The sequence below is a fragment of the Verrucomicrobium sp. 3C genome (assembly GCF_000379365.1).
In the GTDB taxonomy this organism is placed as follows: domain Bacteria; phylum Verrucomicrobiota; class Verrucomicrobiia; order Methylacidiphilales; family Methylacidiphilaceae; genus Methylacidimicrobium.
On record NZ_KB901875.1, the window covers coordinates 1,541,490 to 1,555,578 of the forward strand.

General features: G+C 59.4%; 15 protein-coding genes. 7 read left to right on the forward strand and 8 right to left on the reverse strand.

Annotated features, from left to right (window positions below; translation table 11 throughout):
• Positions 1-133 precede the first annotated feature (133 nt).
• From rpiB to A37A_RS16505, 8 genes are all read right to left on the reverse strand, one after another.
• Entirely contained in the window at positions 134-574 is a 441-nt protein-coding gene (gene rpiB / locus A37A_RS0108150; RefSeq protein WP_018291025.1) for a ribose 5-phosphate isomerase B, read from the reverse strand.
• Positions 575-625: 51 nt separating this feature from the next.
• Positions 626-1,081, reverse strand: a complete 456-nt coding sequence (locus A37A_RS0108155; protein WP_231363830.1) for a UvrB/UvrC motif-containing protein — start codon at positions 1,079-1,081, stop codon at positions 626-628.
• Between the two features lie 29 nt (positions 1,082-1,110).
• Complete coding sequence (gene ilvE / locus A37A_RS0108160; RefSeq protein ID WP_155996526.1) at positions 1,111-2,040, reverse strand: branched-chain-amino-acid transaminase; 930 nt, start codon at positions 2,038-2,040, stop codon at positions 1,111-1,113.
• 99 nt (positions 2,041-2,139) lie between these two features.
• Positions 2,140-2,931 carry an ABC transporter ATP-binding protein gene (locus A37A_RS0108165; protein WP_018291028.1) on the reverse strand — a complete coding sequence of 264 codons (792 nt, stop codon included), beginning with the start codon at positions 2,929-2,931 and terminating at the stop codon, positions 2,140-2,142.
• A complete protein-coding gene (locus A37A_RS0108170) occupies positions 2,924-4,174 on the reverse strand; it encodes an ABC transporter permease (RefSeq protein ID WP_020494183.1) in 1,251 nt (416 codons plus the stop codon). Before A37A_RS0108170 ends, A37A_RS0108165 begins: the two co-directional genes overlap by 8 nt.
• A gap of 38 nt (positions 4,175-4,212) precedes the next feature.
• A complete protein-coding gene (locus A37A_RS0108175) occupies positions 4,213-5,073 on the reverse strand; it encodes a prephenate dehydrogenase/arogenate dehydrogenase family protein (RefSeq protein ID WP_018291030.1) in 861 nt (286 codons plus the stop codon).
• Entirely contained in the window at positions 5,070-6,200 is a 1,131-nt protein-coding gene (hisC, locus tag A37A_RS0108180) for a histidinol-phosphate transaminase (RefSeq protein ID WP_018291031.1), read from the reverse strand. The genes A37A_RS0108175 and hisC overlap by 4 nt, the downstream gene beginning before the upstream one ends.
• Positions 6,197-6,751, reverse strand: coding sequence for a low molecular weight phosphatase family protein (locus tag A37A_RS16505; RefSeq protein ID WP_018291032.1), 555 nt, complete (start codon positions 6,749-6,751; stop codon positions 6,197-6,199). The genes hisC and A37A_RS16505 overlap by 4 nt, the downstream gene beginning before the upstream one ends.
• Positions 6,752-6,864: 113 nt before the next feature.
• On the opposite strand from A37A_RS16505, the gene nuoB reads away from it, so the two are divergent.
• From nuoB to A37A_RS0108220, 7 genes are read left to right on the forward strand one after another with little or no spacing between them, the layout of a single operon-like run.
• Complete coding sequence (nuoB, locus tag A37A_RS0108190; protein ID WP_018291033.1) at positions 6,865-7,374, forward strand: NADH-quinone oxidoreductase subunit NuoB; 510 nt, start codon at positions 6,865-6,867, stop codon at positions 7,372-7,374.
• A gap of 56 nt (positions 7,375-7,430) precedes the next feature.
• Positions 7,431-8,018, forward strand: coding sequence for an NADH-quinone oxidoreductase subunit C (locus A37A_RS0108195; protein WP_018291034.1), 588 nt, complete (start codon positions 7,431-7,433; stop codon positions 8,016-8,018).
• On the forward strand, positions 8,015-9,250 hold the full coding sequence (gene nuoD, locus A37A_RS0108200; protein WP_018291035.1) for an NADH dehydrogenase (quinone) subunit D: 1,236 nt from the start codon (positions 8,015-8,017) through the stop codon (positions 9,248-9,250). The genes A37A_RS0108195 and nuoD overlap by 4 nt, the downstream gene beginning before the upstream one ends.
• 19 nt (positions 9,251-9,269) lie before the next feature.
• Positions 9,270-9,824 (forward strand): NAD(P)H-dependent oxidoreductase subunit E, encoded by a 555-nt coding sequence (locus A37A_RS0108205; RefSeq protein WP_018291036.1) that lies wholly within the window; start codon positions 9,270-9,272, stop codon positions 9,822-9,824.
• Position 9,825: 1 nt separating this feature from the next.
• Positions 9,826-11,205 (forward strand): NADH-quinone oxidoreductase subunit NuoF, encoded by a 1,380-nt coding sequence (gene nuoF, locus A37A_RS0108210; RefSeq protein WP_018291037.1) that lies wholly within the window; start codon positions 9,826-9,828, stop codon positions 11,203-11,205.
• Between the two features lie 24 nt (positions 11,206-11,229).
• Entirely contained in the window at positions 11,230-12,915 is a 1,686-nt protein-coding gene (locus A37A_RS0108215; RefSeq protein ID WP_018291038.1) for a molybdopterin-dependent oxidoreductase, read from the forward strand.
• A 14-nt stretch (positions 12,916-12,929) separates the two neighbouring features.
• Positions 12,930-14,060, forward strand: a complete 1,131-nt coding sequence (locus A37A_RS0108220; protein ID WP_018291039.1) for a complex I subunit 1 family protein — start codon at positions 12,930-12,932, stop codon at positions 14,058-14,060.
• Positions 14,061-14,089: the final 29 nt, after the last annotated feature.

Sequence of the window (14,089 nt, forward strand, 5' to 3'; positions counted from 1 at the left end):
CGGTTTTCCACCGGAGCTGTATGAGGACATACTGCAAGGATGGAAAACCAAGCGAGAGCGAAGCAGACAAGCCCATTGTGCAAGCCGCAGGAGAAAGCTTGTGAGAAATGGCGGCTAAAGTAAATGGGCCGTTCTACTTTAGCTCACCGGCCATCATCTTGCGAATGCGCTGGATGTGGCGGCCGCCTTCGAAGGGAGTCTCGAGGAAGATCGGAACGATCTTGAGCGCTGTCTCCTCGGAGACGAGACGCTCTCCGATGGAAATGACGTTCGCATCGTTGTGCGCGCGGCCGAGGCGGGTCGACTCCTCGTTGAAGCAGTACGCGCAGCGGACGCCCCGGACCTTGTTGGCGACCATAGCCTCGCCGTTTCCCGAACCTCCCAGGACGATGCCGCGATCCGCTTTGCCCTCTGCAACGAGCACGGCCGGCGGGCGAACGTAGTCGGGATAGTCGACGGGCTCGGGCGATCCGGTGCCGCAGTCGATCACCTCGTGGCCAAGGTTCTTCAGGTACTCCTTGATCCTTTCCTTGTAGGTAAAACCGGCGTGATCCGACCCGATGGCGATTTTCATGAAGATGATTCTCTCTCTTTCTATGTTTCTATAGGCGTTGGCTTTCGCGTTTTAGCCGTTTAGCTGTGTCTCAAGCTGGGTGATCTCATCGCGAAGCAGGGCGGCCTCCTCGTATCGCTCCTCCGTGACCGCTTTGCGCAGGGTCTCGTGCAGATCCTCCAAGCGCCTCTGGTAAAATTGATGGCGCAAAAACTTGGCGGGCATCTTGCCCTTGTGGATGACGCCCTTGTGCATGTCTCGAAGCATCGAGTCGACGATTTCCGAGAAGACCTCGTAGCAATATGGGCAACCGAGTCGCCCGGTCTTTTTGAAATCCGACTGCGTAAAGCCACACTGAGGGCAGGTTAGCTCATTTTTGGTGACGAGACGTTCTTCATCCTGTGAGTTGCCCAATAGCATATCCGCAAGCGAGAAGACGGAAGGATCCGATACGCCCTTTTCCTTGGCGCACTTCTCGCAAAGATGTACCTTCTGAACCTTGCCTCCGACGATCTGCGTTAGATGCACGGTCGCCGGTTCTTCGCAGAAATGGCACTTCATTGCTGCTGTTCTGCTTCGGCCGCCACTGGCCTCGCTGAGCTAAAAATAAGGGGGCCGGTGCTTCGGGTCAAGGCGCGAAAGCGCAGCAAGAGCCTTTGCGTCAGAGAACCCGGTTTCCCCGTAGCGATCGAGATTCCATCGATCTCGATCACGGGGACGATTTCCGCCGCTGTGCCAGTTACGAATACTTCATCGGCGACCAAGAGGTCGTAGCGGGTCATATTCCGTTCTACGGCATGGATTCCCTCTTCCCGCGCGAGCCGGAGAATCTCTCGTCGGGTGATTCCCGGCAGCACGCCGGCGGAAACAGGAGGGGTCGCGAGCTCGCCATGCTTGAACGCGAAAATATTGTCACCGGAACATTCCGCCACGCAACCTTGCTCGTTGAGGAGTAGCGACTCATCGGAGGCGGAGGCGCTCGCTTCCATCTTGGCCAAAATGTTGTTGAGGTAATTGAGAGATTTGATCGCCGGCTCCAGCGCTTCGGAGGAGACCCGTCTGATCGCTGCGGTATGGAGCCGGAGTCCTCGTTCGTACACAGAGGGGGGATAAAGGCGAATGGCGTCCGCAATGATAAAAAGCGTCGGCTTGGGGCAGGATGCCGGGTTTAACCCGAGATCGCCCTTGCCCCGGGTGACCACGAGGCGAACGTAACCATCCCAGAGGGAATTGATTCGACAGCATTCCAAGACCGCGTTCGTGAGCTCTTCCAAGGTCAGCGGAATGGTCAGGCGAATCGCCTTGGCCGAATCGAAGAGGCGCTCCAGGTGTTCCTCGAGGCGGAAGACACGCCCTCCGTAGGCTCGGATCCCCTCAAAAACCCCATCTCCGTAAAGCAGACCGTGATCGAACACGGACACCTTGGCGTCCGCTTCGGCGACGAATTCGCCATTCAAAAAAATCTTCTTTTCTCGTTGTTCCTTCATCGACATTACTCGTCGCTCGGGTCCGTTCTGCGTCCGCGCGGGCGCGAAAGGGTTCTTTCCCGATCCAGCCCAGAGAAGCAAGCTCTGAATCTCGTCCGCTTACGAAAACCTTTTCGATTCCCGTTCGCGTCGCGATTCCGAAGTGACTGTCGGAGAATCGGGTCTCGAAGGGGAGGGATGGAACGGACGGCCCGCGTGCTCGAGTTTTCCTCCGGTCAAGACCAACTGCCGATCTCCTCTCTGGGCCAACCGTGGATCGTGGGTTGCCAGAACCAAGGTCTTGCCTCGGCTCTTATGGAGACTCAGGAGGAGATCAATGACCTCCATGCCGGTTTCCTCGTCCAAGTTTCCTGTCGGCTCGTCGGCGATCAGAATTTCCGGATCGTTCCGGAGCGCACGTGCGATGGCCACGCGCTGCTGCTCACCCCCCGAAAGCTCCGAGGGGCGATGATGCGATCGATGGATCATGCCGACGGCTTTCAAAAGTTCCCATCCCGGTTTTGCGTCTCGCTGCCCGAAGAGCATGGCCGGAAGGTTCACATTTTCCAAGGCCGTGAGTTCGGGTAGCAGGTGGTAGGCCTGGAAGACCAGGCCGATGGCCTGCCCGCGCCATACCGCAAGCTGCTTGCGGGAGAAGCGGGAGATGTCCTGATTCCGATAGAGAACCTGCCCGGAATCAGGATTTTCGAGCCCCGCGAGGAGATGCAGCAGCGTCGTCTTCCCCGATCCGGATACCCCCTGAATGGTGTAGCAGAGCCCTTCGCGGAAGACCATGTCGATCCCCGTCAGCACCAAAACGGCAGTGGATCCTGCGCGGAAGCTCTTCTGGAGACGTTCTGCCGTGAGGACAGGAGCGCGCTCGGCTTTCTCGCGGCTCTCCGTCTCATTCATAGCGCAACGCGGTTGCCGGCACCAGTCTGGCGGCATTCCATGCGGGAATCCATGCCGCGCAGATGCAGAGGAGGACTGCACTAGCGGCGATCCCTGCGATCTGTGACGGATCGATGACGACCGGAATCGTAGCAAAGTGATAGACATCCGCCGAAAAGAGATCGATTCCGAGCGTTCGTCCGATGAGACTGCGCAGCACGTTCAAATATCGCAGGGCCAACGCGGCGAGAATCAACCCTGCCGCCGTTCCCAAGAGTCCGACGATCAGTCCGTGAAAGATGAAGATCCCAAGCACTTGACCGTCCGTTGCTCCCAGAGCCTTGAGAAGTCCGATCTCCCGACGCTTCTGCGCGGTGATCGTGATGAGAGTACTACAGAGCCCAAAGGCGGCAACCAGGATGATGAAGAAAAGGATCACCGCCATGGTTACCTTTTCGACGGCGATCGCCGTGAACAGGGATCGGTTTTGATCCATCCAGGTAATCGCTTCCATGGGCGGCGGAAAGGAAGTATTGAGCCGGGCCTTGATGCGATCGGCGTCCATCGGGTTCTGGACGCGCAAGGCGATTCCATGAACCCCATGGCCGAGATTGTAGAGATATTGGGCATTCTGGAGAGAGGTCAGAAAAAAGGTGGAATCATATTCGAAGAGGCCCGTCCGAAAGATTCCGGAAATCTCCAGTTCCGTTGGCAACGGAATCGCCTTTTTTCCGAAATTGGCCGAGTCGCGCAGCACCTGAAGATGTCGAGGAGCATAGATCACGACCTTGTCTCCCACGGTGGCTCCATTGCGTTTGGCCCACTCATCCCCGACGAGAACGGTATCCGCCCGCAGGTTGTATTTGCCGGCAACAAGATATCGGCGCAGCGGAATCACAGCGAGTTCGGCCTGAGGATCGATCCCGCGAAGGATCGGGGTCGTGATCCGGTCGGCATACTCGGCAAGGACCGGGCCGCTCACGAATGGCGCCGCGCCCTTGACACCGGGCTCTTTGAGCAGTCGGGAGACCTCCTGATCGGGATGGTGGAGCACGTCGCCGTTGGAAACCACGAGGTGGGCATTGAAACCGATGATCTTTTCCTGCAGCTCGCGTTCGAAGCCCGCCATCACGGCCAAAACGACAACCAGGACAAGAACTCCCAGGGTGACGCCGAGCAACGACAGGAGAGTGATGACGGAAACAAAGCTCCTCCTGGGACGCAGGTAACGCAGCGCCAGGAAGCCGGGGAGGGAACGAGGCATCGTGCCCGTGGGTGCTTCCGAAGGAGCAGCGGGACGGTTCATGAGGGGCGCTGGTCGAAGGAGAGCCTCCGTTGCGAGGCCTCCAGTAAAAGGTTCTTCACGGCGGAGGAGGTTCCGCCTTCGAGACTCTCTTTCGCTTCCTCCAGGTAGGTCAGGAAGGAACGGAGAGCGAGCAGGATGTTCTCGCGATTCGCCAGAAGGATTTCGTTCCACATCTCGGGCGACGCGGCGGCGATACGCGTCACGTCGCGAAACCCCGGTCCTGCGACCTCCAGAGCCTCGTTGTCCACCGAGCATACCAGGGCTGCCGCCAACAGGTGCGGCAGATGGCTCACTGCGGCAACCCGGCGGTCGTGCTCGGAGGCCGTGAGATGGACGATGCGGCACCCCAAGGCGAGCCAGAACGTTTCGACCAAGGAGAGCGCCTCTCCCTCGGCCTTCTCTGGGGGGGTGAGAATCGCGACCGCACCCTCGAAGAGATCGGGTCGGGCAAAAGCGAACCCCGAACGCTCCCCACCGCTCATCGGATGGCTGCCCACCCAGCGAGCCCGTCCTTCCAGGTTCCTCCGCAGAAGCCGCATGGCCGGCAGCTTGACGCTGGACGTGTCGGTCACGACAACCTTCGGGTCGAGGGCAACCTGAATCGTGCGAAGGATGGAATCCATGGCGGCCAGGGGCAGGGCAACGACGACGAACGCCGCCTCTCGGACCGCCTCGGCGGGGTCATCCGTCACTAGGTCGGCGATTCCCGCCGACATCACCGCTTGCTTTTCCGGGCCTCGGCTGTAGAGCGCGAGTTCCCGGCAGAGAGCATGCCGTCGCGCAGCAAGAGCGACCGAGCCGCCGATCAGGCCGCTACCGAGGACGGCTAGGCGCGAAAGCGGAAAAGGACGGCTCATCGTGCTGCGGAACCCCGCGCTGGGTCAGTCTCCCGTAGAGTGGCGGGAAAGACCTCCAGAAAACGCGTCGTCTGCTCTGGGGTGCCGATGCTGATCCGCACCCACTCCGTCAACCCATAGCTGCGCAGTGGACGCACAATCCACCCATGACGAAGCAGGCTGTGAAAGAGGGCCTCCCCATCGCCGACCTGAACCATGACGAAGTTGGCGGCGGAAGAAACAAACCTCAGACCCAGGCGAGCAAACGATTCCTCTAGGCGAATGCGGCCTTCCCGGACGATTCGGCGGGTGTTTTCGCAATGCTCCTGATCTTCCAGCGCGGCCACGGCCGCGGCTTGCGCCAGCGAATTGGTGTTGAAGGGCTGGCGGGCGCGCTGCAGCAAGGAAGCGATGGGGACAGGGGCGATGGCATAGCCGATGCGGAGGCCGGCCAAGCCGTACATCTTGGAGAACGTGCGCAGCAGCACGACATTTTTTCCGTCCCGCACCCACGTGACGCTCGGAGGCGGATCGTCGAGAAAATCGATATAGGCCTCGTCGAGGGCCACGATGGCATGAGCCGGGGCGGCGCGAACGAACTCCTCAAGCTCCGGATTCGGAATGCGAGTCCCCGTTGGATTGTTCGGGCTCGTCAAAAAGATCAATCGCGTGTTCGGACCGATGGCCTTCCTCATGGCGGTCAGGTCGTGGCAGAACCCGGGATCGGGCGTTTCGCGGCAAGGGGCGTCAAAGAGTTGAGCCATCAGCCGATAGACGGCAAAAGCGTGGCGAGAGCAGAGGGCTTCGTGGGTTCTTGGCAGCACGAACACGTGGAAAAGAAGCTCGATGATTTCATTGGATCCGTTGCCCAGGACGATGTTTTCCGCCGAGAGGCCGTGGTGGCGCGCAATGGCGTCGCGGAGGAGCCGTCCGGCTCCGTCCGGATAGAGGTGGATGTGTGGCAACGCCTCTTGGATCGCCCGGAGGGCTTTTGGAGAGGGGCCGAGGGGATTTTCGTTCGAGGCGAGCTTGCAAATCTGATCCGGTGGAAAACCTTGCTCCCGGGCAAGCTCCTCGATCGGCTTGCCGGGTTCATAGGGAGTCAGCGAAAGGATTCCCGGGTTGACGATGTCTTCGAGGGTGGTCACGGATCGTTTGCTGCCTCGCCCAAGCTAAAGGTTTGCCTGACGTCCTGCAAGCCGTTCGGTGCTTCCGTCCGCTGAGCCCTTGCTCTTTGCAGCGACGCTTCCCGCGGGGTTCCGGACGATGGGTCTCCGGCGAGTTCTTCCAGCAGAAGAAGTACACGTTTCTCGATCTTGGAGAGTGCGAGCAGAGCGGGCATTCGGTCGACGTCGTCGATGTCCCAAAAACAGATTCGGTCCAGCCACTGGGGATAGAGGCGGGCGATCATCGGGCGGTGTTCCCTTTCCTGGAGCGCAATGACGCGGCCCGCTTGAGCGAGGTCTGCTTCCAACAGGCGGAGCGGCGATGGACCCGTGTGGTCAAGCGGGATGCCGAGTTCTTCCAGTCGGGAGCGGGCAAACGGAGAGATCGGAAAGGGAGCGGGTCCTACGGCAAGGCCTCGGGAAGAGGCTCGCCACGGCAGTTCCCAGGCAGACGAATGAAAGTTGAAGACCGCTTCCGCGAAGCGGCTTCGGTAATAGTTGCCTGTGCAGAGGAAGAGAAGGCTTTCGTACATCGACCCTTGAGCACCGTAGCAGCAAAAAAGGCTTTCGCGAAATCAAAGAGGCGTATGGATCGAAGCGGACCTTTTTGCTTGCTGCGCAGACCGTCCTCGTTAGATTGACGGGTATGCGGCAGACGCAAGAACTCAGCTACAACTCGAAGATCGAGGGGGACGTCGTGCTTACGACCGTGGATTCCGCCATCAATTGGATGCGGAAGAACTCGATCTGGCCGATGCCGATGGGCCTCGCCTGCTGTGCGATCGAGCTCATGGCCGCTTCATGCGCGCGCTTCGACATTGCCCGTTTCGGAGCGGAGGTGATGCGCTTTTCTCCGCGGCAGGCGGATCTCATGGTCGTGGCAGGGACCGTAACGTACAAGATGGCGTACGCGGTAAAACGAATTTACGATCAAATGCCGGAGCCTAAGTGGGTGATTGCCATGGGGGCCTGCGCTTCGAGTGGAGGGATGTATCGAAGCTACGCTGTTCTTCAGGGGATTGATCGACTCCTTCCCGTCGACGTCTACATTTCCGGTTGTCCCCCGCGGCCAGAGGCGTTTGTGGACGGGCTCCTGCGCATCCAAGCCAAGATCGATGGCGAACCCGCTCTGCGTCGCCTGAAGCAGGTGGCCTGAAGAAGGCTGCGGGTGGATCGACCAAAGAGGGAAGCAAGCAGTTCAGAATCCAGATCATGACGAATGCGGAAGCGGTAGAGAGGCTTCGGGCAGAGCTAGGGGCGAGGATTCAGGGGGTCGACGAGTTTCGCGGCGAGACGACGGTGCGGATCGAGCTTTCCGCGATTGAGGAGGCAGCCAAGCTTCTCAAGAAGGCGGGCTATCGGACGCTCGTCGATCTCACGCCGATCGACCATTGGGGAGAAGAGCCCCGGTTTGAAATGATCTACCACTTTTTTGCGCTGGACTCCGGGATGTTTCTTCGCCTGAAGGGGCGTGTCGGCGGAGAGGAGCCGCTGGTCCCGTCGCTCAGCGCGGTCTATGGCACGGCAAATTGGCAAGAGCGGGAGGCCTTTGACATGATGGGTGTCCGGTTTTCTGGACATCCCGACCTCCGCCGCATCCTGATGTGGGAAGAATATCCCTTTTTCCCGCTGCGCAAAGACTTCCCGCTCGAAGGGCAGGCAAGCGATGCCGGCGGAGTGGCTTTCTCCCGTCCTGCTCCGATGGACGGTGGTCCCTTTGTGACGCAACCTGCCGAGGAGAGTGGGAGGCGAGAGCCTCGTGCCCATCCCGCGGACGGACTGCAAGAGGAAAACCTATGACTGGGCCCACCGAACTCCTGACTCAGAGGGTTCCCCTCTCCACCGAGGATCTTTCAGACGCTCCAGCCGGGGAACGGCTCATTCTAAACCTTGGGCCTTCTCATCCCAGCACTCACGGGGTGCTGCAGATCCTCCTCGAGTTGGATGGAGAGACCGTAGTGAAAGCGGATCCGGTGATTGGGTATTTGCATCGCGGCGACGAAAAGATCGCGGAGAACATGCAATACAATCAGTTCATCCCCTACACTGATCGCCTCGACTACCTGGCTCCACTGGCAAACAACGTTGCCTATGCCTGCGCGGTCGAAAAGCTGATGGGTTGGACGGTTCCGCCGCGCTGTCAGGCGATCCGGGTCATCTGCTGCGAACTGGCTCGAATTTCCTCCCATCTCCTTGGGTTGGGGGCCTTCGCTATGGACTGCGGGGCGATTTCTGTCTTTCTCTACATCTTTACCGAGCGGGAAAAGATCTATTCGTTGATTGAGGAGTTGACCGGTGCTCGATTCACCACGACCTATACCCGCGTCGGCGGCGTTGCTCGGGATCTGCCTGCCGGCTGGGTGGATCGGGCGAAGGCCTTCGTGGATCAATTTGGCGCACAGATCGACGAGGTCGACAAGCTGCTCTGCCGTAACCGTATTTTCGTAGATCGGACAAAAGAGGTCGGCATCATCCCACCGGACGTCGCAGTGGATTATGGGCTGAGCGGTCCGAACCTTCGGGGCTCCGGAGTGGAGTTCGATTTGCGCAAGAAGACCCCTTACCTCCGCTATGAACAATATGACTTTGATGTAGTCCTCGGCAGTGCGGGTGACTGTTATGATCGCTTTGTCGCCCGGGTAGAGGAGATGCGCCAGAGCCGGCGGATCCTGCAGCAGGCGCTAGCCCGGATCCCGAAGGGGCCGGTTTGCGTCGACGACGTTCGGAGCTACGATCCGCCGAAGGCGGCCGTCCTCACCAAGATGGAGGAGTTGATTCAGCATTTCATGATCGTGACCGAAGGGATCACCGCCCCACCTGGAGAGGTCTACTTCGGGGCCGAAAACCCGAAGGGCGAGCTTGGGTTTTACATCCTCAGCAAGGGAGGTGGGGTGCCTCACCGACTGAAGATTCGTGCGCCGAGCTTCATGAGCCTGAGCATCCTGCCCAAACTGCTTCCCGGACATCTCATCGCGGATGTGGTGGCCATTCTTGGCAGTCTCGATTTCGTCATGGGCGAGTGCGATCGATAATGCGGGAGGACGAGTTGGCATGGTAGGACCCGAACAACCCCTGCTTCCTGGGACGGAGGCTCCGGGAGCCAAATTCGAGCGGAAGGCGGACGAGATCATCCGGCAGTATCCGGTTTCTCGACGGAGTGCGGCTCTGCCGCTTCTTCACCACTGGCAGGAAGAGTTTGGTTTTGTGAGTCAGAGGGCGGTCGAATGGATTGCGGAGAAGCTGGAGTTGAAGCCAATCCATCTTTTGGAGTTGGTCACTTTTTATCCGATGCTTCGTGTGCGGCCCGGTGGAAAAATCAATTTCAAGGTCTGTCGCACCCTTTCCTGTGCTCTCGCCGGAAGTCACGATCTCTTTGCTGAGATCCGGGAAAGGTGCGGAGCGACCGCCTCCGCTGGTCACGGGATGTACGTGAGTCCGGATGGGGCTTATTCCGTGGAATTCGTGGAGTGTCTCGCGGCCTGTGGGAGCGCTCCCGCGATGATGGTGGGAGAAGAAGAGTTCGAGCGGGCCACGATCGATACCGTCGAGAGGGTTTTGACCAAGAGTAAAGCTCGCCGCGCCACGGGCGGCATGCGGAAAGATTGAAATGACCAAAGTCGGAGCAGCAAACGACCGGTTAGCCGAGCATCGGATCATTCTCCGTTTCGTGGATGAGCCGGATTATACCACCGACATCGATTGTTACCTGCGGCATGGGGGCTACGAGCAATTGCGTAAGGCTCTCTCGATGGACCCAGCGGCGATCGTGGCCGAGGTCAAGGCTTCCGGGCTTCGGGGGAGGGGCGGAGCGGGCTTTCCGACCGGAACGAAGTGGGGCTTCATCGACCATGCGAAGAATCGAAAACCGGTCTATCTGCTCTGCAACGCTGATGAGTCGGAGCCCGGGACCTTCAAGGACCGCCAAATCCTTTACAAGGATCCCCACCAGCTTCTGGAAGGGATGATCATCTCCTCCTATGCGAATCGCGCGCACCTCGCCTACATCTACATTCGGGGCGAGATGGCCCATGGGGCGCAGATCCTGGAGCGCGCCCTTGCCGAGGCGCGCGCCAAGAACTTTTTGGGTGCGAACATCCTGGGCACAGGATACGACTTGGATATTTTCGTCTTTCGCGGCGCCGGCGCCTACATTTGCGGGGAGGAGACGGGCCTCATCGAATCGCTGGAGGGGAAGCGGGCCTATCCGCGCATCAAGCCGCCCTATTTCCCGGCCGTGTTGGGTCTCTACCTTTGTCCAACGATCGTCAACAACGTCGAGACCTTGTGCAACGTCAAGCATATCGTCGAGATGGGAGGCGCGGCGTACTCCAAGATCGGTACTCCCAACAATACGGGCACGCGCATCTGGTGTGTGAGCGGGGATGTCCGCCGTCCCGGCTACTTTGAGTATGATGGGGGAGCGATCACGCTCGGAGAGCTCCTTTACGAGGTCTGCGGCGGCATTCGCGACGGCAACCGGCTCAAGGCGGTGATCCCTGGCGGGTCTTCCGCGAAGGTGTTGCGCGCGGGGGAAATCTATCCAATCCGTCGCAAGAACTCGGAGGGCAGGCTGGAAGAGATCGAGATGAAGCTCGAGGATCTTCCGCTGGACTTCGACACGATCGCGGCCTCCGGCTCCATGTCGGGTTCGGGGGGGATTATCGTCATGGATCACACTCGAGACATGGTGGAATGCCTGAATAACCTTTCGGCGTTTTACGCCCACGAGTCCTGCGGCCAGTGCACACCGTGTCGGGAAGGGGCCCTCTGGATGCACAAAATCCTCGACCGCATGAGGGAAGGCGAGGGGAGGCCGGAGGATCCTCAGCAGCTTCTCGACTTGGCGGACCAGATTGCCGGCCGAACGATCTGTGCTTTCGGAGAGGCTTGTTCCTGGCCGGTGGAGAGCTTCGTTGCCAAGTTCCGGGAAGAATTTGAAGCCAAGGCGGCGGCAAAGGAGCACGAGCGCCTGCAGCCCGCCTGCTGAGTCAGCAACTTTACGAGTCTAGCCATGGCCTTGATCCGAAATCCCTTCGACCATGATTTGCCCTCTGCCGATTCCCCGCAGGTCCATGTTCATCTGGATGGAAAGTGGGTGGACGTACCTCTTGGTCTCAACGTGATCGAGGTGGCCCGCCGATTCGGCAAGCTCATCCCCCACTACTGCTATCATCCGAAGCTTTCCATCGCGGGTAACTGCCGGATGTGCCTCTTCGAGATGGGTACGCCGAAACTCGGCCCCGATCGGAAGCCCGTCCTCGATGGCGAGGGCCGACCGGAGCTTCAGTGGGTGCCCAGGCCGCAGATCGCGTGCGCGACGACTGCTTTCGAGGGGCTAGGGATTCGGACGGCTTCTCCACTGGTCGAGTCGTGCCAGAAAGGGGTCATGGAGTTCCTGCTCGCCAACCATCCCTTGGATTGCCCGATCTGCGACCAAGCGGGAGAGTGCAAGCTCCAGGAATATGCATTTGATTACGGGAAAGGCCGGAGCCAATTCGGGGAGGAGAAGGTCAGGAAACCGAAGCGCGTCGATATCGGGCCCCGGATTCTTCTCGACGACGAACGGTGCATCCTCTGCACCCGGTGCATTCGCTTTGCGCGGGAGATCGCGGATGACGACTGCCTGGGCATTACCGAACGGGGAGGCTACAACCGGCTGTCGATTCATCCGGATCAGCGTTTTACGAGCAACTATTCGCTCAACACGGCGGACATCTGTCCCGTCGGGGCCTTGACGACCAAAGATTTCCGGTTTCGGATGCGCGCTTGGTTTCTGAAGGAGACTCAGAGCATCTGCGTTGACTGCGCGACCGGCTGCAACGTGACCATTGGAAGCCGCGAGGGTTTTGTCTATCGGCTGACCCCCCGCGTCAACGAGGCGGTAAACTCGCACTGGATGTGTGATCAGGGCCGTCTTGGCTTCCATCCCATCCATAGCAAGCATCGCGTTCTCGAGCCGGCTAGACGTGTCGAGACCGGATTGTTTCCTGGAGAATGGCCGCTCGTCCTGGGGCAGGTGGCCGAGTCCTTGCGCAAGCTCGAACCCTCCTCTCTTGCCCTTCTCGTCTCCGCTCGCCTGACCAACGAAGAGCTGTTTCTGGTTCAGCGTCTGCGGGAGAGCCTGCGCGGGGAATCCGAGATCTTCACCGAAGTCGTTCCTCGGAAGGGACAAGCGGATGGCCTTCTTCGAAGCGATGACCTCAATCCCAACAGCAAGGGTGCCAGGATCTTGGGGATCGGGGCGGATGGCGAGAAGCTTCCTGAACTGCGGAAAAGAATCGAGGAAGGGAAGGTACGCGCGCTTTTCTGCCTTCACGAAGATGCGATCGGTGCCGGAGTACCGGAGGAGATGCTCGAGCGCCTTTCCCTCCTCGTTTGGCAAGGGATTCTCGAGGACAAGAGCTGCGAAAGGGCTCACTGGGTGCTTCCGGGAGCTTCGTTTGCGGAAAAGAGCGGGTCCATGGTCAACCGTGCTGGACAGGTCCAGCGACTCCATCGGGCGATCCCGACACCGGGCCGTGCGAAGGAAGACGTTTGGATTCTGCGAGGGCTGATTCTCGCCTTGGGGGGAGAGGACGTGGGCCAAAGCGTACCGGACATTTTCTCAAAGATGGTGGCGACGACCCCCGCCTTCCACGGCTTTACTTGGTCTGGCCTTGGGGATCAGGGAGTACCGCTTCCCGCGCAAGCAGGCTAGGAGAACCGAAATTCATGGTCACGGAGCTAACTGTTTTTCTTGTCAGCACCCTCATCAAGATCTTTCTGGTCATCGGAGTTCTTTTGGGACTGGTTGCCTACGCCGTCCTGGCAGAGAGAAAGGTGAGCGCAGCGATGCAAGATCGGATCGGGCCGAACCGTGTCGGGCTTCCTTTCGTGAAGGCGCGCCTGATGGGGTTGGGCCAACCGCTGGCCGACGCGTTCAAGCTCATGCTCAAAGAACAGTTCGTTCCCGGGCATGTACGGGGCTTCTACTACAATCTGGCTCCGATGCTCGCCTTCCTTCCGGCCCTCTTGGCCATTTGCGTCATTCCCTTCGCGGGAGTGGATCCCATCCACTTACCTGGACTCTCCCTTGCGATCCCGCAACCCGGGGTGATCGCTAACGTGGGAATCGGCGCTCTTCTCCTCTTCGCGGTGACCTCTCTCGGGGTCTATGGAATTGTCCTGGCGGGATGGTCGTCCAACTCCAAGTACGCATTTCTCGGTGGCATCCGATCGAGCGCCCAGATGATCTCCTACGAGGTCGCCATGGGGTTCTCGGCCATACCCGTCTTCTTGATCTCCGGGGCTTTGAGTCTCCCCCAAATCGTCGACTTTCAGATCGAGCGGGGATGGCTCCTTTTGCCTTTTGTCGGCAAACAGTTCGATTGGCATCTTCTTTTCCTTTGGCCTTCACTCCTGCTCTCCTCTCTGATCTTCCTGGTGACCCTTTTTGCGGAGACCAATCGGGCCCCCTTTGACCTTCCGGAAAGCGAGCAGGAGCTCGTGGGAGGCTATAACACCGAATATGGAGGCATGCGTTTCGGCATGTTCTTCCTGGGAGAATACGCGGCGCTCATATCCGCCAGCGGCCTCTTCGTCACCCTCTTTCTCGGGGGTTGGAGCCTGCCTTTCGGGCTGCTGGGAACGGCGACCTCTCTTAGCACCTTCTTCCTCCAAGCGCTCGTCTTCTTGGGCAAAGTCTGCCTTCTCGTCTTTTTCTTCATGTGGATTCGTTGGACGCTTCCCCGATTTCGCTATGATCAGGTGATGACGCTTGGCTGGAAAGTTTTGCTTCCCCTCTCCATGGCCAACATCGTGCTCGTCGCGATCCTGCTCGCCGTTTTTGGCGGAACGCCTTAGCGGCCATTTCCGACAAGCTTTCTGCCGCA